The organism is Clostridium sp. FS41, from assembly GCF_000954015.1.
GTDB classification, from domain to species: domain Bacteria; phylum Bacillota; class Clostridia; order Lachnospirales; family Lachnospiraceae; genus Enterocloster; species Enterocloster citroniae.
The window spans coordinates 176,626-198,847 of sequence record NZ_JYHN01000061.1 but is presented as its reverse complement, the minus strand read 5'-3'; the positions used below and the strand labels follow the sequence as shown (position 1 = coordinate 198,847).

24 protein-coding genes and 6 tRNA genes are annotated in these 22,222 nt (G+C 51.8%); 2 read left to right on the top strand and 28 right to left on the bottom strand.

Going from position 1 to position 22,222, the window contains the following annotated elements:
• Positions 1-5 precede the first annotated feature (5 nt).
• Entirely contained in the window at positions 6-1,307 is a 1,302-nt protein-coding gene (locus tag CLFS41_RS15490; RefSeq protein WP_007861117.1) for an SLC13 family permease, read from the top strand.
• A 35-nt stretch (positions 1,308-1,342) separates the two neighbouring features.
• Here CLFS41_RS15490 and CLFS41_RS15485 read toward each other — a convergent pair whose 3' ends face one another.
• From CLFS41_RS15485 to CLFS41_RS15465, 5 genes are all read right to left on the bottom strand, one after another.
• Positions 1,343-2,317, bottom strand: coding sequence for an oligopeptide/dipeptide ABC transporter ATP-binding protein (locus tag CLFS41_RS15485; protein WP_007861121.1), 975 nt, complete (start codon positions 2,315-2,317; stop codon positions 1,343-1,345).
• Positions 2,307-3,332 (bottom strand): ABC transporter ATP-binding protein, encoded by a 1,026-nt coding sequence (locus CLFS41_RS15480; RefSeq protein ID WP_007861127.1) that lies wholly within the window; start codon positions 3,330-3,332, stop codon positions 2,307-2,309. Before CLFS41_RS15480 ends, CLFS41_RS15485 begins: the two co-directional genes overlap by 11 nt.
• A 10-nt stretch (positions 3,333-3,342) precedes the next feature.
• Positions 3,343-4,245 carry an ABC transporter permease gene (locus CLFS41_RS15475; RefSeq protein ID WP_007861129.1) on the bottom strand — a complete coding sequence of 301 codons (903 nt, stop codon included), beginning with the start codon at positions 4,243-4,245 and terminating at the stop codon, positions 3,343-3,345.
• Complete coding sequence (locus CLFS41_RS15470; protein ID WP_007861131.1) at positions 4,245-5,168, bottom strand: ABC transporter permease; 924 nt, start codon at positions 5,166-5,168, stop codon at positions 4,245-4,247. The genes CLFS41_RS15475 and CLFS41_RS15470 overlap by 1 nt, the downstream gene beginning before the upstream one ends.
• Positions 5,169-5,359: 191 nt before the next feature.
• Positions 5,360-7,051, bottom strand: a complete 1,692-nt coding sequence (locus CLFS41_RS15465; protein WP_045092902.1) for an ABC transporter substrate-binding protein — start codon at positions 7,049-7,051, stop codon at positions 5,360-5,362.
• 222 nt (positions 7,052-7,273) lie between these two features.
• Here CLFS41_RS15465 and CLFS41_RS15460 point away from each other — a divergent pair.
• Positions 7,274-7,347: transfer RNA gene (locus CLFS41_RS15460), tRNA-Arg, on the top strand.
• Positions 7,348-7,437: 90 nt separating this feature from the next.
• Here the strand turns inward: CLFS41_RS15460 and CLFS41_RS30105 are convergent.
• From CLFS41_RS30105 to CLFS41_RS15355, 23 genes are all read right to left on the bottom strand, one after another.
• Positions 7,438-7,581, bottom strand: coding sequence for a hypothetical protein (locus tag CLFS41_RS30105; RefSeq protein WP_156200059.1), 144 nt, complete (start codon positions 7,579-7,581; stop codon positions 7,438-7,440).
• Complete coding sequence (locus tag CLFS41_RS31015) at positions 7,560-7,691, bottom strand: hypothetical protein (RefSeq protein WP_264470482.1); 132 nt, start codon at positions 7,689-7,691, stop codon at positions 7,560-7,562. Before CLFS41_RS31015 ends, CLFS41_RS30105 begins: the two co-directional genes overlap by 22 nt.
• Complete coding sequence (locus tag CLFS41_RS15455; protein WP_007861254.1) at positions 7,678-7,989, bottom strand: hypothetical protein; 312 nt, start codon at positions 7,987-7,989, stop codon at positions 7,678-7,680. Before CLFS41_RS15455 ends, CLFS41_RS31015 begins: the two co-directional genes overlap by 14 nt.
• 151 nt (positions 7,990-8,140) lie before the next feature.
• Entirely contained in the window at positions 8,141-9,427 is a 1,287-nt protein-coding gene (locus CLFS41_RS15450; protein WP_007861260.1) for a dicarboxylate/amino acid:cation symporter, read from the bottom strand.
• Positions 9,424-10,317: a dTDP-4-dehydrorhamnose reductase gene (gene rfbD / locus CLFS41_RS15445; RefSeq protein ID WP_007861262.1), complete on the bottom strand. Its 894-nt coding sequence runs from the start codon at positions 10,315-10,317 to the stop codon at positions 9,424-9,426. The genes CLFS41_RS15450 and rfbD overlap by 4 nt, the downstream gene beginning before the upstream one ends.
• 112 nt (positions 10,318-10,429) lie before the next feature.
• Positions 10,430-11,026, bottom strand: a complete 597-nt coding sequence (locus CLFS41_RS15440; protein ID WP_007861263.1) for a (p)ppGpp synthetase — start codon at positions 11,024-11,026, stop codon at positions 10,430-10,432.
• Between the two features lie 216 nt (positions 11,027-11,242).
• Positions 11,243-11,314, bottom strand: a tRNA-Gln gene (locus CLFS41_RS15435).
• A gap of 48 nt (positions 11,315-11,362) precedes the next feature.
• Positions 11,363-11,438: transfer RNA gene (locus CLFS41_RS15430), tRNA-His, on the bottom strand.
• 34 nt (positions 11,439-11,472) lie between these two features.
• Positions 11,473-11,546: transfer RNA gene (locus CLFS41_RS15425), tRNA-Arg, on the bottom strand.
• Positions 11,547-11,736: 190 nt separating this feature from the next.
• Positions 11,737-12,147: a PTS sugar transporter subunit IIA gene (locus tag CLFS41_RS15420; RefSeq protein WP_007861265.1), complete on the bottom strand. Its 411-nt coding sequence runs from the start codon at positions 12,145-12,147 to the stop codon at positions 11,737-11,739.
• A 65-nt stretch (positions 12,148-12,212) separates the two neighbouring features.
• Positions 12,213-13,082: a PTS system mannose/fructose/sorbose family transporter subunit IID gene (locus tag CLFS41_RS15415; RefSeq protein WP_007861269.1), complete on the bottom strand. Its 870-nt coding sequence runs from the start codon at positions 13,080-13,082 to the stop codon at positions 12,213-12,215.
• Complete coding sequence (locus CLFS41_RS15410) at positions 13,079-13,864, bottom strand: PTS sugar transporter subunit IIC (protein WP_007861270.1); 786 nt, start codon at positions 13,862-13,864, stop codon at positions 13,079-13,081. Before CLFS41_RS15410 ends, CLFS41_RS15415 begins: the two co-directional genes overlap by 4 nt.
• Positions 13,865-13,882: 18 nt before the next feature.
• Positions 13,883-14,371 carry a PTS sugar transporter subunit IIB gene (locus CLFS41_RS15405; protein ID WP_045092779.1) on the bottom strand — a complete coding sequence of 163 codons (489 nt, stop codon included), beginning with the start codon at positions 14,369-14,371 and terminating at the stop codon, positions 13,883-13,885.
• A 14-nt stretch (positions 14,372-14,385) separates the two neighbouring features.
• Positions 14,386-15,318, bottom strand: a complete 933-nt coding sequence (gene murQ / locus CLFS41_RS15400; RefSeq protein WP_007861272.1) for an N-acetylmuramic acid 6-phosphate etherase — start codon at positions 15,316-15,318, stop codon at positions 14,386-14,388.
• Complete coding sequence (locus CLFS41_RS15395; protein ID WP_007861274.1) at positions 15,312-15,992, bottom strand: PIG-L family deacetylase; 681 nt, start codon at positions 15,990-15,992, stop codon at positions 15,312-15,314. The genes murQ and CLFS41_RS15395 overlap by 7 nt, the downstream gene beginning before the upstream one ends.
• 15 nt (positions 15,993-16,007) lie before the next feature.
• Positions 16,008-16,946 (bottom strand): GNAT family N-acetyltransferase, encoded by a 939-nt coding sequence (locus CLFS41_RS15390; protein WP_045092778.1) that lies wholly within the window; start codon positions 16,944-16,946, stop codon positions 16,008-16,010.
• Between the two features lie 61 nt (positions 16,947-17,007).
• Complete coding sequence (locus CLFS41_RS15385; protein ID WP_117450772.1) at positions 17,008-17,856, bottom strand: MurR/RpiR family transcriptional regulator; 849 nt, start codon at positions 17,854-17,856, stop codon at positions 17,008-17,010.
• Between the two features lie 236 nt (positions 17,857-18,092).
• Positions 18,093-18,163, bottom strand: a tRNA-Gly gene (locus CLFS41_RS15380).
• Positions 18,164-18,189: 26 nt separating this feature from the next.
• Positions 18,190-18,264, bottom strand: a tRNA-Pro gene (locus CLFS41_RS15375).
• 111 nt (positions 18,265-18,375) lie between these two features.
• Positions 18,376-18,876: a YfcE family phosphodiesterase gene (locus tag CLFS41_RS15370; protein ID WP_007861280.1), complete on the bottom strand. Its 501-nt coding sequence runs from the start codon at positions 18,874-18,876 to the stop codon at positions 18,376-18,378.
• Complete coding sequence (gene rdgB, locus CLFS41_RS15365) at positions 18,854-19,495, bottom strand: RdgB/HAM1 family non-canonical purine NTP pyrophosphatase (RefSeq protein WP_007861282.1); 642 nt, start codon at positions 19,493-19,495, stop codon at positions 18,854-18,856. The genes CLFS41_RS15370 and rdgB overlap by 23 nt, the downstream gene beginning before the upstream one ends.
• Positions 19,496-19,524: 29 nt before the next feature.
• A complete protein-coding gene (locus tag CLFS41_RS15360) occupies positions 19,525-21,045 on the bottom strand; it encodes a lectin like domain-containing protein (RefSeq protein ID WP_045092776.1) in 1,521 nt (506 codons plus the stop codon).
• Positions 21,042-22,205, bottom strand: coding sequence for a class I SAM-dependent RNA methyltransferase (locus tag CLFS41_RS15355; RefSeq protein WP_045092775.1), 1,164 nt, complete (start codon positions 22,203-22,205; stop codon positions 21,042-21,044). Before CLFS41_RS15355 ends, CLFS41_RS15360 begins: the two co-directional genes overlap by 4 nt.
• Positions 22,206-22,222 lie beyond the last annotated feature (17 nt).

Genomic DNA, 22,222 nt, shown 5'->3' with positions numbered 1-22,222 from the left:
AAAACGTGAGTTATACAGCCATCGTGGGCTTTGGGATGATGATACTCATCACCACACTGCTCCTGAAAAAGAAAGTAAGCACCCTGTTTGCATTTACCATCATTCCCATAATCGGGGCCCTGCTGGTGGGTGCCAGCATTACGGAAGTATGTGATTATATTAATGTGGGACTTGGGAAGACCAGGGATCTGATGTTCATCATATTCTTCTCACTGCCCTATTTCTCAGTCATGTCGGAAGCAGGACTTTTTGATATCATGGTGGAGTTCCTGCTAAAGCACACAAAACTAAGTGTCACGGTGATCTGCATCATCACCGTGCTGGTATCTCTGATCACGGAAATAGACGGAAGCGTCACCTCCACCTATCTGGTGACCATACCCATGATGCTTCCTCTGTACAAAAAGTTAAAAATCGATCCAAAAGTACTGCTGCTTTTATGTTCCGCAACCATGTGCGCCCTGTTCGTAACGCCCTGGAACGGCCGTACCCTGAGGGCAGCCACTCTGCTGGAGGGCATTGAAAATCCCCAGAACTACATTTTCTCAAAGATGCTGCCCATGATGCTCATCTATATTGTACTGTGTGTCTGCCTTGCTGTCATCCTGGCCAGAATTCAGATGAAAAAAGGAGCCGGCCAGATGGATGAACAGGTGGACACGGCTGTAACCATGGAGTCCTCAGAGCTTAAACGCCCCAGGCTGTTCTGGTTCAACTTGATCTGGACCATATTGCTGATCATCGGTCTGAGCGCGGTTCCCTGCCCTGACTATTTTGTATTTGCCATCGGACTGATCGTGGCTCTGTGCGTCAACTACCCTGACCTGAAACTTCAGGGCAGCCTGTTAAAGAAATATTCCCAGGAAATGTACTCCACTGCATGCGCCGTGTTCCTGTCCGGCGTGGTGGTAGGCGTCCTTTCCGAGAGCGGTATGATGGATGCCATGGTGGATTTCCTGATCCGCATCATCCCGGGTGCCATGGGTCCATGGGTCTACCTGATCATCGCCCTGTTCAGCACTCCGCTCATGCTTATCTTTACCAATGATATCTGGCAATACGCCCTGGTGCCCATTGTAGCCGGCGTCAGCAGCAAATTCGGCATTCCCGGCGAGGTGGTCATCCTGACCCTTCTCATGAACATGGGCGCCATGGTTTCCCCTGTGGCCCAGCCCCAGATATACCTGGCCTGTGATCTGGCCGATGGCACGGAACTGGCCGATTACGTTAAATTCTCATTCGTGCCCCTGTGGATTCTCTCCGTGCTGTGGGTTGTCATAGGGTACTGCATCGGGATCTTCCGTTAGAGGATCCAGCTCTGTAAAGGATCCACCCCTCGGTCTCATGTTAACGGAAAATGACAAAACACCTGTCTCTCCCCAACCATAGTCCCCTCCGGAACCTTCTGGCTGCATACCTCCTTTGCATAAGGACACCTGGTATGGAACCGGCAGCCCGAGGGGGGATTGACCGGACTTGGGATCTCCCCTGTAAGCAGCTCCTGCTCATCGCTCCTAAGCCTGGGATCGGCCTTGGGTATGGCGTTGAGAAGAAAACGCGTGTAGGGATGCAGTGGGTGGTTGTACAATTCATGTGTATCCCCCACCTCACAGACCATTCCCAGAAACATCACACACACTCTGTCGGAGATAAATTTTACCACCCCAAGGTCATGTGAGATGAACAGATACGTCAGCTGGTACTGTTCCTGCAGATCCTTTAGCAGGTTCAATACCTGTGACTGGATGGACACATCCAAAGCAGACACAGGCTCGTCACAGATGATCAGCCTTGGGTGAAGGGCGATCGCCCTGGCGATCCCGATCCTCTGCCTCTGTCCGCCTGAAAACTGGTGAGGGTAACGGTTGATGAATTCCCTGGGAATCCCCACCTCATCCATCAGCGCCTGGACCTGGCTCTCTACATCTGCCCTGTTTTTTGCCAGACCGTAAGTGGTCAGGGGCTCGGAAATGATCTCTTTTACATTCATTCTTGGATTCAGGGATGCATAGGGATCCTGGAAAATGATCTGCATCTGCCGCCTGATCCCGGCAAATTCCTTATCCTTCATCCCCATAATATCCATTCCGTCAAATTCTATGGTGCCTGACGTGGCATCCAAAAGCCTGATCAGGGTCCGGCCCAGGGTGCTCTTGCCGCATCCGGACTCCCCCACCAGGGCCAGTGTCTCTCCCTCATAGATCTTCAGGTTCACGCCGGAAACTGCGTGGACCACATTCTTTCCCTTTTTTCCGCCCTCCAGGGCAAATTCCTTTACAAGATCCCTGGCTTCCAGGAGTATTTTCTTATCTGCCATGTTCCGCCTCCCGACTGCCCTCCGCGCTTCTGTCATCATACAGGAAGCACCTCACCTTGTGGCTCATTCCGTTCTCATCCGTCCCCGTATCATACAGCTGCGGTTTTTCCTCCAGGCATCGTGCCGCCGCCTTTGTACATCTGTTGCAGAAATTACATCCCCGGGGCAGGTGCAGCATGTTGGGCACCACGCCTTCTATGGTATACAGGCGCTCCTCATTGCTGTCCAGCTTGGGAATAGACCTCAGCAGACCCTGGGTATAGGGATGCTTTGTGTTGGCAAACAGATCAAAGACCTCCGCCTGCTCCATCACTTTTCCCGCATACATTACATACACATAATCACAGACTTCCGCAACCACTCCCATATTATGGGTAATCAGGATAATGGAGGTTCCCTGCTCATCCCTCAGGCGCTTCATCAGCCGCAGGATCTGGGCCTCAATGGTCACATCCAGGGCAGTGGTCGGCTCATCAGCGATCATGACCTTGGGCTTGCAGACCATGGCCATGCCTATCATCACACGCTGGCGGAGGCCGCCGGAAAGCTGGTGCGGATAAGAATTGTACCGCTTCTCCGGCTCCGGGATCCCCACCTCCCTGAAGATCTCGATCACCTGCCTTTTTGCTTCCTCCCTGGACACCTTCTGGTGCAGGAGAATGGCTTCCTGTACCTGTCTTCCCACCTGGTACACGGGGTTTAAGGAGGTCATGGGTTCCTGGAAAATCATGGATATCTCATTTCCCCTTACACCTGCCCTTTCCTTTGGCCCGAGATGGGTGATATCCCTTCCGTCCAGGAGGATCCTGCCCCCCACCACCTTGCCGGGATGGCGCAAAAGCCCCATCACAGACATGGCTGTCATACTTTTTCCGCAGCCCGACTCTCCCACCAGACCAATGATCTTCCCGGCCGGCACCTCAATGGTCACATCATCCACCGCCGGTACGGTTCCCTTGGCAGTAAAGAAATAGGACTGCAGGTTCTCTATGGTCAATACATGTTCTTCCTTCATCCGCGGCCTCCTACTGTTCTTTCAAATACGGGTCAAGCACATCCCGAAGTCCATCCCCCAGGAAGTTAAACGCCATCACCACGATCATGATTGCCACGCTGGGCGCAATGGAAAGCCATGGTTCTGAAAACAGGTATTTCTTTCCCCTTACCACCGCAAGGCCCCAGCTGGCGGACGGCGGCTGAAGTCCCGCTCCCAGAAAGCTTAGGGAGGACTCTGTCAGGATAGCCGCCGGAATGTTCAGTGTAAACAGAACGATCAGGGAAGGCAGGCAGTTGGGAAGGATGTGCCGGAACATGATTTTCCATTTTTTTACTCCTATGGAGCGGGCCGCCTCCACATACTCCGCCTCCTTTAACGAAAGGGTCTGGGATCTGACGATCCGGGCCGTCCCTGCCCAGTTCACCAGGATCAGGGCCATAAAAATACTCACCAGTCCTCCGCCGATGGTATAGGTGATGACCATTGCAAGAAGCAGGGAAGGGAAAGCCAGCATCACATCCGCCAGGCGCATGATGGCAAAATCTGTCTTGCCACCGTAAAATCCTGCCAAAAGGCCCAGGATCGTCCCAATGGCCATAGAGATCACAGTGGGGACCAACCCTACCATCAGAGATACCCTTGCCCCATAGATGATCCGGCTGAACACATCCCTCCCCAGCTCATCCGTGCCCAGGATATGGGCTGCGCTGGGCGCCTGGAGCCTGTCGGTCAGGGTCTGCGCATATGGGTCGTACGGAGCTGCCAAAGGCGCAAATATGGCCGCCAGGGCAATGACCGCGATCACCACCGCTGCCAGGGCCGCCAGTTTATTTTGGCGCACCATGGTCCTTATCTGGTCCAGCAGTGTTTCCGACTCCCCAATCTGTGATTCCATATCTATGGAATTGATCGTTATTTTCTCCTCGCTCATCATGCACCCTCCCTGATTCTCGGATCCAGCACCGAATACAGCATATCCGCCACCAGGTTTCCTGCAATTACAAGAATTGTGGTAAAAATAACCGTGCCCTGCAAAAGCGGCATGTCCCTTGTCTCAATGGCATTGACTGCCAGACGTCCGATTCCCGGGATTCCGAACACGCTCTCGGTAAGCACTGCACCGGAAAGCATACTGGATACCTGGAGAGCCATCATGGTGACCACCGGCAGCATGGCGTTCTTAAGGGCGTGATGCACAATGACGCCCCACTCCCTCAGCCCCTTTGCCCTGGCCGTCCGTATGTAATCTCCCTGCATGGCCTCCACCAGGTTGGACCGGGTCATCCTTGCAATGCTTCCGGCTGAATTCCATCCCAGCACAATGGCGGGCAGCACCATACAGATAAGCGAATCATACCCGGACACGGGAAACAGCTTAAGCTTAAAGGCAAACACGTACTGAAGCACCAGGGCTGTCATAAATACAGGCATGGAAACACCCATCAGCGCACAGCCCATAAACAGACGGTCCAGAAGTTTATTCTGTTTGACCGCCGCCACGATACCGGCTGTGATCCCGATCACCCAGGCAACCACGGCCGCGCACACGGACAGCTTCACCGTATTAGGAAACGCTTCCAGGATGATCTTGGTCACATTGCGGTTCAGCCTATAGGAGGTTCCGAAATCCCCCTTAAGGGCATTGCCCACATACCGGAAAAACTGTATGTACAGGGGCTGGTCCAGACCCATCTCCCTGCTGACCTTATCGATAACAGCCTGGTTTACATGTTCCCCCAGCATGGTGGTCACAGGGTTGCCCGGAATGATCCTGAGCATAACGAATATGATCAGGACAACACCTATGAGGACCGGAATGGATATGACGATACGTTTTAAACATTTCTTCAGCACAGGATTACCCCCTTTTCGTAATGGGAGTACTCTCAGAAACCACCTTGCCATAAGGGACTGTGAAAATGCGCTGGAACAAAGAGGTTTCTGAGGGCACTCCGCATATCTGCCAAAGGTGCCGCAGTTCATGCGGCACCCCTGGCAGTCCCGGCTCCCACCGGAGCCGGGGCGTACTTACACTTATTCTTATTTTATTCAGTGATGGACAACGGATAAAAATCATTGTCGCTGAGACCATTCCAGGCAACCCTGAAATTCTGGACTCTCTTAGATACTGCAAAGACATGAAGTCTGGAGAACATGGGCACCCATGCCGCATCTTCGGAAATGATCTTCTCCTCCAGTGCATTGTATTCCTTCATACGCTCATCGTTATCCAGAATGGTCCTGGCCTTTGCCACACGGTCCATCACAGCGGTATCCGGATAATTCAGGGAACGGGCCGTGGTCTTTTCCCCATTGCCGAAAAAGGTGTAGATAAAGTTGTCGGGATCATTGTAATCCGCAGTCCATGTGGACATGAAGGAACCCAGCTCCCCTGACTTTCTGGTCTCCAGCCATGTGGATTCATCATAGTTCTTGATCTCAGCATTGATCCCCACCTGGGCCAGCTGCTCCTTGATGATCTCCAGGGCCATGGTCACGGTATCGGATGCAGACATGTCGGCTGCAATCTCCATGGTAAACCCATCCGGATATCCTGCCTCTGCCAAAAGGGCCTTTGCCCCCTCTGGATCATATTTGATCTCCGGCATGTTGGCGTTAAATCCAATGAGGCCGTGGGGGAAGATGCCGTTTTCCAGCTGGCCCCTGCCGCCCCACAGGGTATCCAGGATCACCTGACGGTCAATGGCCATCTGAACGGCTTTTCTTACCTGCAGGTTGTTAAATGGCTCCAGCTTCTGATTCATGGTGAAATAGGTGGTTCCCAGACGCGGGCCTGATACCAGCTGGTCCGGATAAGACTGCTGGAAGCGGTCGATCTGCTCTGTCACATAATCCATGTCCAGAAGATCCAGCTGGCCGCTCTCAAACATCATGGTCTGTGTCTCCGTATCAGGCACGATCTTGATCACAACGCCGGGAAGCTGGCTTGCACCCTGGAAATAGTCATCGTTCCTCACCAGTACAAGCTGGTCATTGTAGGTCCAGCTGGCAAACTTAAATGGACCGGTCCCCACTGTAAGGGCCGGGTCAAGGCCGAACTGGTCCCCCGCCTCCTCGGTGGCTTTCTCATTATAAATGGAAACAGCCGGGGTTGAGATACATGCCAGGAAACCGGAATAGGGCTCCTCCAATATCAGCTTGAAGGTATAATCGTCCACAAGCTCAAATCCCTCCAATTCAGTGGCTGTGCCCTCAAAAAGCGCGCCCGCCCCCTTGATCTGGTCCAGGAACTCAGAGTTGGTCCCTCCCTGCACTGTAAGCATACGCTCAAATGTATATTTGACATCGCTGGCCTTCAGTTCCTCTCCGTTGTGGAACTTGACGCCCTTTCTCAGATAAAAGGTATATTCCATGCCGTCATCGCTGATTTCCCACTTCTCCGCCAGACATGGCTGGATGGAGGAAGTGCCGTCATCCGCCACCTTGATCTCACAAAGGCTGTCATAAATATTAATGGGGATCTGATAATCCTTGGATGTCTTCTGCATATCTGCTGTCTGGATATCCGCATTTAATGCCACATTAAGAAAACCTGTGGTATCAATGCTGGTATCCCCCACGCTGCCGGATGTCCCCTGGCCGTCTGCAGCGCTGCTCTCAGCCGGCGCGCCGGACTCCGCCTTGGATGCTTCCCCTCCCTTGCCGCCTCCGCAGCCGGACAGCGCCAGGCTGGCTGCCATCATCAGTGAAAGAACCAGGCTCAATTTTCTTTTCATAGATTCTCCTCCTTTTTGTTCGGCCTCATACACAAAAAGACGCAGTACACCTGTTTTCTGCGCCAATGCATCCTCATCCGAAAAATTAACTTTATGAAAGTAATGATACCATAGGCAAAATCTGTTTTCAATACTTTTAATTTTTTTCAAAAAACCATTGACATTTCTGTCCAACTCATATATACTAGTTTTTGCGCTGTTGAGGAAACAAAACAGCAGCATGCGTCAGTAGCTCAGCTGGATAGAGCATACGGCTACGGACCGTAGTGTCGGGAGTTCGAATCTTCTCTGGCGCATGAATAAAACCCCGCAGGTATGATATCTGCGGGGTTTTTGTATATATAAATTATATGTACAAATTATATGAATAAATTTAGGATAAAACCTCAGCTGTCCTCTGTCACCTTCAGCTTACTCTTAAGACTTGCCGCCATCTTAAGGTCAGGGAATCTGGACTGATAGATGGTGATGGCCTCATCTGCTTTTTTCTCATCCAGCATTTCCCTGCTCACAGTTTCATGGCTGTCCAAAAGATCCGCACTGCTTTTATATGGTCCTTACCCAGCATGAAGGAGAGGATCCCCACACACCCGGAAACCGTACGTTCAGCACTGTCGTCTTTGTCCTCATGAATTTTCATCCATAACAGCCCTTACCACTGACAGCATCTCAGGCGTTGCCTTTAGAATGCGCTGTTTCTTGGATATCCTGGCCGCCGCATCCTCAAAGCACATCCCATCCCTGCCCGTCATGGCATCCCGCAGCAGGATATAATAGAGCATCAGTCCTTTGCCGTCCAGGCCGGGCAGCCTGGATGTCAGTTCTTTTTCCACCCGGTCCTTCTGCTCATTCCCTCCAGGGAAAATGCGGTACAGGTACTCCTGTTCCTCCCGCTCCCTCTCTTCCCTGCTTTTAAACTCCATCCCAAATACGTTCATGACATCCTCCTGCCTTTTCTCCGTGTACTCTCGGAATCTCCTGGTACCAGTATAAAATCCGCAGCAGGGAACGTCAAGAAATTTCTCCCCGGTCCGGTCCTTTCTCCCCGGTCCGCTCCCTTTCTCCCCAGACCGCTCCTGACTCCCGGATTCACTCCTCCATTCCCGCCCCGGCCTCCGGGTCATTGAACACCTCCCGGTCAACCGCCCCGTCCTGGCTGGCCACAATGGTAGTGCACACCGCGTCCCCCGTAATATTCACCGCAGTCCGGCTCATATCCAGGATTCGGTCAATGCCCATGATCAGCGCAATAGCCTCCACAGGAAGCCCCACAGAGGCAAATACCATAGACAGGGTGATCAGTCCCACCCCGGGCACTCCGGCCGTGCCTATGGACGCCAGGGTGGCTGTGAGGATGACTGTAAGGTAATCAGCCATGGCCAGGTGAATGCCGAACGCCTGTGAGGCAAACACCACGGCCACGCCCTGCATAATGGCCGTGCCGTCCATATTAATGGTGGCTCCCAGAGGAATGGTAAAGGAGGATACCCGTTTGGCAACTCCCATTTTTCTGTGAAGTGTGTCAATGGACATGGGTATGGTGGCATTGGAGGTGGCTGTGGAAAAGGCAAATCCCATTACAGGCAGGAACTTTTTTAAGAATTTACCCGGACTAAGGCCTGTAAATACCCTTAGGATCACCATATAGACCACCAGGCACTGAATAGCCAGGGCGATCATGACTCCGGCCATATATTTGAGCAGTGGCACAAAGGCATCAAAGCCAATGCCGGAAAAGGTCCTGGCCGTAAGGCAGAACACGCCGTAAGGGGCCAGCTTCATGACCATTACGGTCATCTGCATCATCACATCATTAAACTGGCTGAAAAAATTCCCCACAGTCTCCCCGCTCTCCCCCAGGCCTGCCAGGATCACACCAACGAACAGAGCAAACAGGATGATGGACAGCATGTCACCGCTTGCCAGGGCATGGAGGGGATTGGTGGGGATGATAGCAAGAAGGGTATCCGCCAGATTGGCGCGCTCCCCAATGGCCACGTCCGCTGTCTCAATGGAGGTCATGTCAAGCCCTTTGCCGGGATCGATCACATTGGCGGTCAGAATGGCCGCAGTGATGGCCAGGGCTGTTGTCACAAGATAGAATCCCAGTGTCTTTACCCCGATTCTCCCCAGCTTTTTTGTATCCCCCATGGCCATACTGCCGCACACCAGGGAGCAGAATACCAGTGGGACCACCAGCATCTGCATCAGGCGCAGGAAACCGTTTCCCACCACATAAAAAATACCGTCTATAACCACGCTGTCCCGGACCGGTCCGGCGGGGACCACATAATGAAGCAGAATCCCCGTGACAGCGCCCAGTATCAGCCCGATAAAAATAGCTGTTGTAAGACCTATTTTCCTCTTTTCTTTCATTTGACCAGCCGTCCCTCCCGCCTCTTTTTCCGGCGCTCCATAAACGCCTCCAGCATAACCTGCCATTCCGGCAGCTGCTCAATGCCCGATATGCGGAGCATCATGTTATCCAGAGCACTGTATGACGGCCTCATGGCGCTGAGCCTGTCCTCAGGCGAGTTTACCTCCACCACACGGGCACCGGTCCGAATACCGGTCTGGGTATCAAGTTCCAAAAGGCTTACCGCAGCCTTGGCAAACTCATAGCGGCTGCAGATCCCCCTGCCAGTCACATGGTAAAGGCCGTCTTCCCCGTGATACATCAGTTCCACGGCCTTTTCAGCCAGTTCCTTTGCCCCTGTGGGAGACGCGAACTGGTCCCCTGCCGCCTGTATGGTCTTGCCCCTCTGAGCCATATCCAGTATGGTCTCCAGATAGGGGCTTCCTTCCCCAAAGATCCATGAACTTCTGATAATGATATGGCGGCTGCAGAATTCCCTTACAAAATTTTCTCCCGCCAGCTTGGATTTTCCATACACGGTCAGAGGCGCCGGAGTGTCAAACTCCGTATAGGGGATTCGGCTGTTACCGTCAAACACATCATCTGTGGAAAACTGCACCAGCCTGGCCTTCCCCATCCTGGCCGCTATGCTCAGGTTCCTGGCTCCCAGGGCATTGACCTTAAATGCCTCCTCTTTGTTCTGCCCGCATTGGCCCAGGTCCGTCATTCCCGCGCAGTTTACAATAAAATGGGGCCTGTTAATATTGGCATATTCCATCACATCCCTGGAAACCGTGATGTCCAGGTCATCCATATCTGTTAAAAGCAGTTCCACCGGCTGGGACTTTAAGATCTTCGTCATCTTTCTGCCCACCCGCCCGTTGGCCCCGCATATCCATATTTTCTGCATAACTGTTACCTCCATATCCTTTATCATGGAAATCCTTACCCATTATTATGTACAAAAGCGGGAAAAAAACGGCATCCGGGGAAAAATCCCTGAATGCCGGTTATAAAGCACTTTATTTTCTTTCATTATGGATTTCAAATTCGCTCTCTATCTCTTTAAGGATTCGGGCATAACGGCAGAATTCCTGCTCCAGCCACTCCTTGTTTTCCGGTTTCTTTTTATAGCACACCCGGTGCTCCATGCTGGCCCAGAAATCCATGGCCATGGTCCGAAACTGCACCTCCACCGGAAAATACTCCATGGTGTCCAGACAGTATACTGGAATGCCCAGGACCAGATGGTAACTCCGATAACCATTAGGCTTTGGAACCCGTATATAATCCTTTTCCTTGATCAGGACCAGATCGGTCTGTCGTTTGAGGATATGCACCATGTTATAAATGTCATTTACAAAATAGCAGATAACGCGGATTCCCGCAATATCCTGGAGTTCATTCCTGGCATTGTTCATACTGTCCGTAAACCCCAAACGCCTGAGTTTTTCCTCAATGCTCCGCTTTTCCTTGATCCGGCTCTGGATGTTGTGTATGGGGCCGGAAACGGACCGTTCCTTATACAGGGTGTGGTTTAACACCTCCATGCGGGTGTTCAGAACGCGCCTGGCATCCTCATAAGGCTTGATAAAATCGTAATACTGCTCATTTGTCATCCTGCGGACCCTACCTCCCTGTTTCTCTCAAGATTTCCACATTTAACCAGCATACCTGGAATTTGTGAGTATTCTGTGATGGCTTTCTGTATAATCCATAAAATTTATATTCCTTTCTTCTCGGCGGAACAAATTTTTAGAAACAAAAAAGCAGACATACCTTTACCGGTACATCTGCTGGTCAGGGCAGAACAGCTGCCCTGTCAATTATGTTAACTGGGCCGGCGGGATTCGAACCCTCGAGTGCAGGAGTCAAAGTCCTGTGCCTTACCGCTTGGCGACGGCCCAAAAATCTCAGATAAAATATCCAGATAAAAAAAAATTCCCATAAGGGAAAGGTGAGTAGAGGGATTCGAACCCTCGGCCTCCAGAGCCACAATCTGGCGCGATAACCAACTTCGCCATACCCACCATACATAATTATTCAATTCAGAGCTTGCGCTCAATGAGCCTGAAGGGATTCGAACCCCCGACCCACGGCTTAGAAGGCCGTTGCTCTATCCAACTGAGCTACAGACTCACACTCGCTGACAACTTACCATGATGTCACACTTTGTCCGTCTACCGTTGTCAACGAGAGATAGTTTACCATAGGTTTCTGAAGATTGCAAGCACTTTTTTATATTTTTTTTGAAGACCCTTTTTGAACCTCTTTAAAGAGAACTGCTAAAGCATCTTCCGGCATTTCTTATAAGGCGCATGGAGTCCCTCTACACGGCTCCTTCCATCATAGCCGACACATCCACGATTCCCTCTCTGCCCGCCTGGATCACCTGGCCCGGAAGCTGCTCAAAGGGAACATTTTCCCGCATGAACACGGCCTGGACAACGGATGCCATGTTTGCTCCCGCCACCACCTTGAGATTTTTTCCAACCGGTTCCGCCAGCAGCTGCACCGCCACATTAAAGGGCGATCCGCCCAGGATATCGGTCATAAGAAGCACATCATCCGATTCCAGGTCACGAATCGCCTGCACCATATGGGACTTCAGTTCCTCTATGCCCTCCCCTTTTACAAAATTAACCACCTGTACCTGTTCCGGTACACCGGCCACCAGCTCGATGGCGCTCATCACTCCCTGCGCATACTGCCCGTGGCCTGTCACTACAAGTCCTGTCACTTAAGCCCCTCCTGGTTTCTATTGTTTACTCCCCTTTTTAAGACAGCTGCCCTGAGGGCGGCCGGCTATGCGTAGAACCCGCTCATATACCCAATACCGGTCAGTATGGCTGCCAGGACCAGTATCAGCCCCATCAGCTTAAGGGGCGACCACTTTTTCTTGGCGTACAGCCAGTATACGCCCAGGGTCAGCCCCAAAGGCACCAGCCTTGGGAAAATGTTGTTGATTGTGGCGTCTGCGTTAAATATCACCTGTCCTGCCAGCACCTCCCCGGTAGCCGCGTCAAATACATCCTTTACAATCTGGAACGGGATGGAGCAGCTGACAAAGGACGCGGTCAGGGCGCCTACTACCAAAAGTCCCATGAAATTCATGGAGTTGGTGAGAATATCCATTTTACCGGTTGCCATAAATCCGGACATGCCCTCCAGACCTGACTTGTACCCAAAGTAAAACAATTTCCTGGACAGGATGCAGGTCAGGACCGGATAAGCCAGCAGATAGATGACAGCCCCCACCCATGCCATGGAACTGTCAAGCCCCTGTGAAATGGACATGCATATGGTCAGGAGAATGGGGATAATGGTGGCCACCCAAAGTGAATCGCCAATGGCGGATGTGGGGCCTATCAGAGCCACCTTTACGGTGTTGATCACATCCGGCGTGCACTGTCCATTGGCATTGGCTTCCTCCATGCCGCATACAATGCCGTTGCAGATGGATCCCACCTGTGCCTCTGTGTTAAAGAGGGTCACGTGGCGTTTCAAAGCCTGGGCCTTTTCCTCCTTGGTGTCATACAGTTCCTCCACAACAGGAGCCATGGACTGGCCAAAGGCCATGCCCAGCATACTCTCCGCCTGCTGGGAGCAGCCGTTCCAGAAAAACCAGTTCCAGAATGATTGATCCAATGTTTTTTTGCTTAACTGCCTGCTCATGCCCTTGCCTCCTTTTGCTCAATCTGAAACACATAGTAGATCACTGCCAGCAGGGTTGCGATCACAGCCACCGCCATGGTGTTTAAGTTAAAATAAGTTACAAGTACAAAGCCCAGCAGGAAAATGCATATCTGCCACTGCTTTTTTAACAGGAACGAGATGATGATCCCCATTCCAAGAGCCGCCATCATGCCGCCAAAGGTGCTGAGCAGGGTTGTGAGCCAGCCCGGTATCATGGACGCAAAATCCGCCTGCGCCGATGCGGCTGTCATGGTGGTCAGAAGGATCACTGCCGGAATAAAACGGCAGGCCAGACCGATCAGCTGCCCGCATACAACATTGGGAATATACATCTTTCCGGTCTCACCAGCCTCTGCGTACTTGTTGGCAAGGCGGTTTAAAGGCAGGTTCAGGGCATAGGACAGGTTCCATACCATCTGTCCCACCAGTCCGCCGATTCCCGCAAACACCACGGCCAGGCCGATGACCTGTGTGCTTTCCATGCCGGTTCCAAATACCAGAGCGCCGGCCGTACCAATGTAGGTGGCATAGGACAAGTCCCAGGCCACGGCGCCGCCGGGAGTCACATTGCCCATGTACATGATCTGCAGGGCAATGCCCACGATCATGGCTGTCTGCAGATCCCCCATGATCACGCCCACCACAAAGGAAGCCACCAGGGGTCTTCCCAGGGTGTACCACCCTATGGTATTTCCCACAATGGAGCCAATGGAACCCAGATACACAAACAGTGAAATCGCTATAATCTGTATGACACTCATTTCTTCCCCTCCTATACGCTAAATTGTTTTCTTAAACGCTTCCCACGTGGTCCTGGCTGAAGTTGGCAGCTGATGGAAAAATACATCCAGTCCGCCAGCAGCAAATCCATCCAGGATCTCCACATCCCGGTCACTGAGATAAAAGATTCCCGTGGCTCCGTCCAGTTTGTGCCTGGAGTCCTCCTTTTTAGCCAGGTTTCCCAGCATAACCGCCTTGGCTCCTGCGATCTCCTCCTTCAGCGCGGTCAGGACTTCAGGCTGTTTTACGATCATCAGCCGGTTGCCGCTTCCCGGTTTTTTCAATATCTCCCTGGCTTCTTCTGTTGTAACAATATGCGTTTTGTACGTGCCCGGAACCCCCATGGTCATAATGGTCTTAAGCATGGGATTCTTGGCGCTCACATCATCCACCGCCACGATCTCCTTGATCTGCAGAGTGGGGCACCACGCCACGATGGTCTGTCCATGTATCAGCCTGTCGTCAATCCTTACATACAAATCTGCCATTGCAGTTCCTCCTTTCAGTCACGGCCGTGTGTACCATCCAAACATTTCCTCACAAATCCCTTATGAATCTCCAGGCGTTCCTTTGCCTCTTTTGCCGTTATCCCTGTCAGAATCATGACGATCGCTGCCTTGATCCCTCCATCCGCCAGTTCAAGGGCTGCCTGTGCTGTCTCCTCCGTGCAGCCGCAGGCCATGGACACGATCCGTTTGGCCCGCTCCACCAGTTTCAGGTTGGTGGCCCGCATATCCACCATAAGATTTCCATATACTTTCCCGATCCCCACCATGGCCGCGGTGGAGATCATGTTCAGGATCATTTTCTCAGCCGTACCCGCCTTCAGCCTGGTAGACCCTGTGAGGATCTCAGGACCGGCGTCCACCTCAATGGCGATATCCGAATAATCCGTAAGCTCTGCCGGCCGGTTGCAGGAAAGCCCCACGCAGCATGCGCCTGCTTCCCTTGCACATTCCAATGCGCCGATACAGTATGGGGTGCGCCCGGAAGCAGAAAGGGCCACCACCACATCCCGCTCATCCACCTTTAAATGCTCCAGGTCTTTTCTGCCCTCCTCTTTGGAATCCTCCACCCCCTCCTGGGCGTGGACAAAGGCTTTCTCACCTCCTGCCATGATCCCCACCACCTCGTCCGTGGTGGAAAATGTGGGCAGGCACTCCACCGCGTCCAGGATCCCCAGCCTTCCGCTGGTTCCGGCTCCGGCGTAGATCAGCCTCCCCCCCTTGTTCAGCGCACAGATGACCGCTTCCACGGTTTCCTGGATCTGCGGCAGCGCCTGTTTTACCGCCTCAATGACATTTTTATCCTCTTCATTCATCACGGTCAGGAGTTCCCCCACACTCATCAGGTCCAGGTCCAGTGTCCTGGGGTTCCTGCTCTCTGTCTTTAAACCGGATAATACTTCCTTATCTTTTCCCTTCAACCCTACCATAAGCGTTCCTCTATCTGGCTTGCATACATATAGCCCACTGTATTGCAGTCATTTCCTGATTCAATTCCCCTTACCTTGAGATTGGTAGTATAATAAGGAATATATGGGAAATCATTGATCTCCCCCTTAAATACCTGGTACTCCTTAAGGGCCCTGAACCACTGGTCCGTCTCCTCCTCACTAAGGCTGTAATATGCCTGGGGGATAAAGCCCTGGAGATCCTCAAAGGTCTCCCCATACACAAGACGGATGGGGTTTCCTTTTTTCCTTAAATGCTTCACTGCCAATGTCACTGCGTCATGGGTATTGATATGTCTTGGATGCATGGAACCGCGCCAGTGCGTGATGACCAGTTCCACTTTCTCCTCCTCAAAATATTCCTCCAAGCGTCCGGCAAAGTCTTCCAGGGAGGGCATGCTGCTGGACACATATCCCAGCCAGATGGTATCCCCGCCCAGAGCCTTGGCCGCCCTCTGGTTTTGGTCCAGAAGCGACTTCAGATACGCCTGCTTTTCCTCTTCTGCCGCATTGGGATCCTCCAGCCTGCCCTGTGTCACATGAATCAGGGTGCAGCGGCTGCCCTGCTTTGCATATTTTATGACCAAAGGCCCTCCCAGCAGTTCAGCATCCAATGAATGGGCTCCAATACTCACCACGCGTTTTGCAATTTCCATATCCTGTTCCCTCCCCTATAGATCTTTCCGGTAATCTTTAAATGTCCTGAACACATGAACTCCATGTCGTTCATAGAACCTGCGCCCCGGTTCATCCGTGGATACAAAATACAGGTGATAGATCCCCCGCTTTTCCATCTCCAGCTGAGCCAGGTCAAAAAGGATGCTGCCAAGCCCCTGATTCCTCACACGCTCCGCTGTCCCAATGGGACCAAAGCGCATGGGATTCTCATCGATCATCCTGGTGCAGAATCCGCATATTTGATCCTGCTGGTCCAGGACCAGCAGGATACAGTCCTCTGCCCGGTCATGCTGCATGGTCAGCAGGCAGTTGCGTTTCCATCCCCCGCCAAATTCATCCCGGGCAAAATTCAGCAGGTCCACCGCGTACTGGTAAGTGAACATCTTAAAACAAAAACCTGCCTCATTTGCCTTTTTTAACCGTTTCTTTGTCTCATCCGACAGGCGGTAGCCGTGCAGGTCTTTGCACATGGAGTAGCTGGTCTTTCCCTGTACATAGCCATGCTTTTCAAAAAATGAAGCGCCCCCAGGGTAATTCTCAGTATCCACACCCGGGAAAAAGTAACTGGGACTATAGGCTGCCAGGGTGATGTTCTTTGCTCCCCTTGCCTTTAGATCCCCCTCAGCCCTCACAAGGAGTTCAGTGCCAATCCCTTTTCCCTGGTATTCCCCTGCCACAAACATCACATTGATCCATCCCCGCTCCGGCTCTGTGCCGCGTTCCAGATAAGGAAATTTACGTTTGGTGGCCAGCAGGAATCCCACTGTCTTTTCATCCTCCCTGGCCACATAGCACAGATCCGAATCAAAGTTGTCGTCCAACAGTGCCTGCCGGCGGAATTTATGTACGGTTATGGGGTCGGCGAAAAGCTCCTGGTTCCAGAGTTCCACCACCTGGGCTTCATATGCCTGGTTATAGGTTAAGAGTTCCATGATCGTCCTTCCTTCCTTAAAATATACGTAACTGTTCAGGACATCCGATGTGAAAATGAACTTATATAATGTCCTTTGTTATCACATTGCTTTTGAGCCTGGCAATATTTCTTTCGTAATTATTCTTCACATATGCGGTAAACAGGATATCGATGATATTCAGCTGGGATATCCTGGATGCGGTTGCCGCTGTCCTCACCAGCAGTTCCTTGGCAGACACATACAGTTTGCAGTCAGCCAGACGTGTCAGATCATTTTCCGCAAACCGGGTCACGGTGATAATAGGAACGTTTTGTTCCTTCAGCACCCTGGCGCAGGTCAGCATTTCCCTGGTAAGGCCTGAGTAGCTGAATATGACAGCCACATCCTCCTTTGTCAGGTTCCTGGCGCACACCAGCTGGGAATGCCAGTCATCATTGCAGATACAGGGCTTGTTAAGCCTGAGGAACTTAAGATACATATCCCTGGCTGCCAGCAGAGAGGATCCGATCCCAAACAGCCCTGCGGTCTTAGCCTTCTCAATGATGTCCACACAGTTCTGCAGTTCGTCCAGGTCCACTAATTTGCGAGTGTCCTCCAACGCCTGTATGCTTCTGTAAGTAACCTTATCCACAATGTCCTTCAGTCCGTCATCCCGGCTGATTTCCGTGCTGATGTCCTTACGCGCTTCACTGCGCAGTGCAAGCTCGTAATTCAGGGAACTGTTAAATTCCTTGTAGCCGCTGAATCCCAGCTTTTTGCACAGCCGGATGATCGTGGCCGCCGAGGTATAGGTCTTCTCAGCCAGAACATGGATGCTGAGTTTGGATGCTTCCTCCGGCTTTTCCAGCAGATACCGGACCAGGTCCTTCTCCGCTCCGTTGGCCTGTACCCTGTACTCCTGCAGTCTTACCAATACATTTTTCATCATATCCCGTCCTCACTTTTAATTATAAGAAATGAAACTAAATTGTCAATAAATCCATTATATAACGAAACTTTATTTCAATCAATGTAATAATTACTCCTTTTAAAATAAATTGTTTGAAACTTGTTAACAATTTCCTCCTTATCTCTGCTACTTTGTTCACAAACATTTCCGGATCTCATCATGCCAACACTGTTTTATAATACAAAAAAAGAAGCCCTGTAAGGCTTCTCTCTCAGAGCAGGTGATGGGAATCGAACCCACGTATCTAGCTTGGAAGGCTAGTGTTCTACCATTGAACTACACCTGCATATATGCAATTTATTGAGTTGAAAATCGGGGTGACAGGATTTGAACCTGCGACCTCCTGGTCCCAAACCAGGCGCTCTAGCCAAGCTGAGCCACACCCCGGCACCGGCATAATATACCCGTCATTCTCTCCCGTCTTTAAGACGCAAGAGTTATTATATACTATGCCTATGAGAATGTCAATAAGTATTTTATCTTTTCTTCTGCCCGAATTTACAGGAAATTCAGGGAAAAATGGGCTTCCCCTTCCTTATCGATCTCCATCAGCATATAGGACGGCTTGTGTCCGTCCTGGCGCGGATAGGAGAGGCTGCCAGGATTCAGCACGATCAGATCCTTATCCCCGGGCTTTCTGTCCACCTCATAGAACGGCCTGTGGGTATGGCCGAACATGGCTATGTCAAAGCCCCTGGCCCTGGCTTCCTCTGCAAGGTACTCGGCGCCCACCGATACATTGTAATAATGTCCATGGGTCAGAAGGGTCCTGTAACCACCGATCATAATGTCCTTTTCCCGTTCCAGATTGGAAAAAAAATCATTGTTGCCCAGGATCATCTGAAGGTCGCAGTCCTCATTGACCCAGGACGCGATCATATGCTCGCTGCCCTCCGCGTCTCCCAGATGGATCAGCATATCCAGATGTCCTGTCCGGGCAATGACCTGTTTCAGGTTTCCGTCTTTTCTATGAGTATCACTGACAATTAATATTTTCATCCTGCGTCCTCTCCATCTCTCTTTTAAGCACTTTCTCAAGAGCCGCTTTCATTGCCCTTAAGGCTTTCCCCCTGTGGCTGATCTTATTCTTCTCCTCCATGGTGATCTCAGCCGATGTCAGACCATACTCGGGCAGGAAAAGAATGGGATCATACCCAAACCCTCCGCTTCCGGCAGGTTCTTCTGCTATCATTCCCTCCATGGTCTCCTCCGTATGAAGGACCCGTCCGTCCGGCAGCACGGCCGCTATGTTGCACACAAACCGGGCGCTGCGGGACCTGCCCCCGGCATCCTTCAGCCGGTCAATGATATTCCTGTTCTTTATCTCATAGGAGGTATCCTCCCCCATATATCTTGCGGAGTATATCCCCGGTTCGCCGCCGATGTAATCCACCGCCAGACCGGAATCATCTGCCAGCACAATATCGCCTGTCACCTTCCAGACCGCTTTGGCCTTGATCTCAGCGTTCTCCCCAAAGGTGGTTCCGTCCTCCACGATGTCCAGATCCACACCTGCCTCCTTCATGGACAGCACAGGCAGCCCCAGATCTCCCAAGAGGGCTCTGATCTCCCTCATCTTTCCTTCATTGCCAGTGGCAAAAATGATTCTGTGTCCCATTTTTCCGATCCTCATCTGTTATACTTCAATTATTTATACTTGGTGTAAACCTTCAGGCAGATATTGCAGCCCTGGGTTTCCTCCACATGTTCCCAGACATTGCCGTCATGGCTTAGATAACCCTCCCCGTCCTTTAGGTCCACCAAAGCGATCCCGTCCCCGGCATCATATTCTATGGCAACCGGATGGACGGTCCCGGGTGTTATTATTTTAACTATTATAGCAAATTTTTCATCATCATCCAATAGTATTTTTTCTTCCAGGGGAATTGTATAAAACCCCGCATTGGCCAGCTTACCCCGTGCCAGAAGTGTGCGGCTGTTCAGCGCCTTTTCAAGTTCCGGATCCCCGGCCTCAGGCAGATGTCTGGCCACATAAAGCTCATACTGGGTATCACTGTCCGTTGCATAGAATCCGGCGGCTGCCAGCATTTCCCCGGAACCGGCCCTGTACGCATTGGAAAACCATGCCTCGTCCTGGCCGTATCCGATCTGGCCCACCCAGCCGCACAGATCGCTCTGGTGGATCCTATCGTAATTATTTACCTGCTCCACGCCTGTGTAGACAATATTATGAACCCCGATATTGGTGTCGTAGTAGGATACGTAAAAATATCCCTGGTCCCCAAAATCCTCACCCCAGCTGTTGGTACAGATAAACGCCCCATCCCCCTCCAGGTCCATATTAAAATTCTCCCTGGAATAATTGTCATCCCATCCAACAATCACGGAATCATGGTTCGGCTTTTCGCTGCCCATATAACAGTAGGAATTGGTTTCCCGGTTATAGTACACGGACTCGCTCTGGTAATCCCTCATGGAGGTATACAGAGAACTCTGCACCCCTCCTTCCAGGTATACGGCCCGTTTAACGGCATCATAATCCTTGGCCTTCAGGACCTGGATCTCCTGCACATGCTTCCTAGGCATTAGACCATCCGGCGAATAACCGTCCCCGTAAGGGTCCTCGGATTCCAGCACAGGCCCCTGCCATGCCAGAAGATAGGCCATGGACATGGTGTACTCCCCACCCTCATCCTGGCTTAAAAGAAAGTTGTTGTGCATGGACATGTGGTCCACTGCAAATGTCATCCTCTGCCCAGGCAGCAGGGAAGACTCCAGAGCGGTGAGGGATGCAAAGGCCCAGCACGTTCCCAGGGATCCCTGGTTGCCGATCTGGGGCGCCCTTCCCTCTGTCCTGTAGTCATAGGCAGCCGGCAGCTTTACCTGCGGTCCGTCACCCCGGTTCCATATATATGGTTTATACTCATCCTTTGTCTCTTTTTCCTGTGTATCCTTTTCCTTCGTTTCTTTTTCCCGTTCTTCTTCCTTTCCCGTCTCTCCCCCGTCAGTCCGGCCGGCCGTATGGCCGGCGCTGTTCTCCTGCGTGCCTGATAAGCTCTCCTGCGTCTCCTGCTGCATCTCCTGCCGGGGATTTCCCGCCCCAAGACTGCCGCAACCGGAAACAGACCCCGCCAGCAAAACGCCGGCCAGGGCCAATATCAGCCACTTCTGGCCTGTATATGAAATAAAGGTATTGCTGTTTCTCAATTCTCTCTGCTCTCCTGACTGCGTCTGGGAGGCTTTGGTCCCATGAACTGGTAAAAGTATGTCTTCATCATACCATTGTAGATCTTCCTGTTCTTGTCCGCCTTGCGCCCAATGTACTGCTCCGCGTCCTCGTAGGAAGTAATCAGGTACATGGACCATGCATCCAGGGCAGCATAGCGCTCCCCGATCTCCCTGTACAGGGCTGGAAGGTTGGATTTCTCCTCAAGCCGCTCGCCGTACGGCGGGTTGGATATAATAAATCCATATTTCTTGGGATGGCTTAAAGCGCTGACAGGCCTTTGCTGGAAATGGATCATATGGTCCACTCCGGCAGACTCTGCATTGGCCCTGGCCGCCTTTACAATATCACCGTCAATGTCATACCCCTGAATGTCCGCCTTCACATCCCTGTCCACCAGTTCATTGGCCTCATCCATGGCCTCATACCAGCATTTACGCTTGATCAAATTCTTCCAGTCCTCAGACAGGAAGGAGCGGTTCATACCCGGCGCCATATTGGCCGCCATCATGGCCGCTTCAATGGGAAATGTCCCGCTTCCGCAAAAGGGATCCACCAGTATGCGTTCTTTGTTCCACGGGGTCAGCATAATCAGTGCGGCCGCCAGGGTTTCTGTAATGGGCGCCTTGCTGGTCAGTGTCCTGTATCCGCGTTTGTGGAGTGAATCGCCGCTGGTGTCTATACCCACTGTCACCACATCCTTATACAGAAATACGCGCAGGGGATAGCTGGCTCCATTTTCAGGGAACCATGATACGCCATAATGCTTTTTCATCCGCTCCACCATTGCCTTTTTCATGATGGATTGTATATCAGAGGGGCTGAACAGCTTGCTCTTGATGGAGGAAGCCTTTGCAACCCAGAATTTTCCATCCTCCGGCACATATTCCTCCCAGGCAATGGCTTTTGTACCCTGAAACAGTTCCTCAAATGTCTCTGCCTTAAAACTCCCCACCTTTAAAAGCACACGCTCCGCGGTGCGCAGGAATATATTGGCGCGGCAGATCGCTTCATCATCACCGATAAAGGTAACACGGCCATCCTCCACAAGGGATATCTCATATCCCAGATCCAGTATCTCTTTTTTCAGCACCGCTTCCAGTCCAAAATGGCAGGGTGCGATCAGTTCATATGTCTTCAATCAATTATCCTCTCCGC

What these genes read in the sequence shown, in the direction of transcription:
- CLFS41_RS15485 (WP_007861121.1), bottom strand. Translation starts at nt 2,317, where the DNA reads ATGGCAGATAAGAAAATACTCCTGGAAGCCAGGGATCTTGTAAAGGAA.
- CLFS41_RS15480 (WP_007861127.1), bottom strand. Translation starts at nt 3,332, where the DNA reads ATGAAGGAAGAACATGTATTGACCATAGAGAACCTGCAGTCCTATTTC.
- CLFS41_RS15475 (WP_007861129.1), bottom strand. Translation starts at nt 4,245, where the DNA reads ATGAGCGAGGAGAAAATAACGATCAATTCCATAGATATGGAATCACAG.
- CLFS41_RS15465 (WP_045092902.1), bottom strand. Translation starts at nt 7,051, where the DNA reads ATGAAAAGAAAATTGAGCCTGGTTCTTTCACTGATGATGGCAGCCAGC.
- CLFS41_RS31015 (WP_264470482.1), bottom strand. Translation starts at nt 7,691, where the DNA reads ATGAAAATTCATGAGGACAAAGACGACAGTGCTGAACGTACGGTTTCC.
- CLFS41_RS15455 (WP_007861254.1), bottom strand. Translation starts at nt 7,989, where the DNA reads ATGAACGTATTTGGGATGGAGTTTAAAAGCAGGGAAGAGAGGGAGCGG.
- CLFS41_RS15450 (WP_007861260.1), bottom strand. Translation starts at nt 9,427, where the DNA reads ATGAAAGAAAAGAGGAAAATAGGTCTTACAACAGCTATTTTTATCGGG.
- rfbD (WP_007861262.1), bottom strand. Translation starts at nt 10,317, where the DNA reads ATGCAGAAAATATGGATATGCGGGGCCAACGGGCGGGTGGGCAGAAAG.
- CLFS41_RS15440 (WP_007861263.1), bottom strand. Translation starts at nt 11,026, where the DNA reads ATGACAAATGAGCAGTATTACGATTTTATCAAGCCTTATGAGGATGCC.
- CLFS41_RS15415 (WP_007861269.1), bottom strand. Translation starts at nt 13,082, where the DNA reads ATGAGCAGGCAGTTAAGCAAAAAAACATTGGATCAATCATTCTGGAAC.
- CLFS41_RS15410 (WP_007861270.1), bottom strand. Translation starts at nt 13,864, where the DNA reads ATGAGTGTCATACAGATTATAGCGATTTCACTGTTTGTGTATCTGGGT.
- CLFS41_RS15405 (WP_045092779.1), bottom strand. Translation starts at nt 14,371, where the DNA reads ATGGCAGATTTGTATGTAAGGATTGACGACAGGCTGATACATGGACAG.
- murQ (WP_007861272.1), bottom strand. Translation starts at nt 15,318, where the DNA reads ATGGTAGGGTTGAAGGGAAAAGATAAGGAAGTATTATCCGGTTTAAAG.
- CLFS41_RS15395 (WP_007861274.1), bottom strand. Translation starts at nt 15,992, where the DNA reads ATGGAAATTGCAAAACGCGTGGTGAGTATTGGAGCCCATTCATTGGAT.
- CLFS41_RS15390 (WP_045092778.1), bottom strand. Translation starts at nt 16,946, where the DNA reads ATGGAACTCTTAACCTATAACCAGGCATATGAAGCCCAGGTGGTGGAA.
- CLFS41_RS15385 (WP_117450772.1), bottom strand. Translation starts at nt 17,856, where the DNA reads ATGATGAAAAATGTATTGGTAAGACTGCAGGAGTACAGGGTACAGGCC.
- CLFS41_RS15370 (WP_007861280.1), bottom strand. Translation starts at nt 18,876, where the DNA reads ATGAAAATATTAATTGTCAGTGATACTCATAGAAAAGACGGAAACCTG.
- rdgB (WP_007861282.1), bottom strand. Translation starts at nt 19,495, where the DNA reads ATGGGACACAGAATCATTTTTGCCACTGGCAATGAAGGAAAGATGAGG.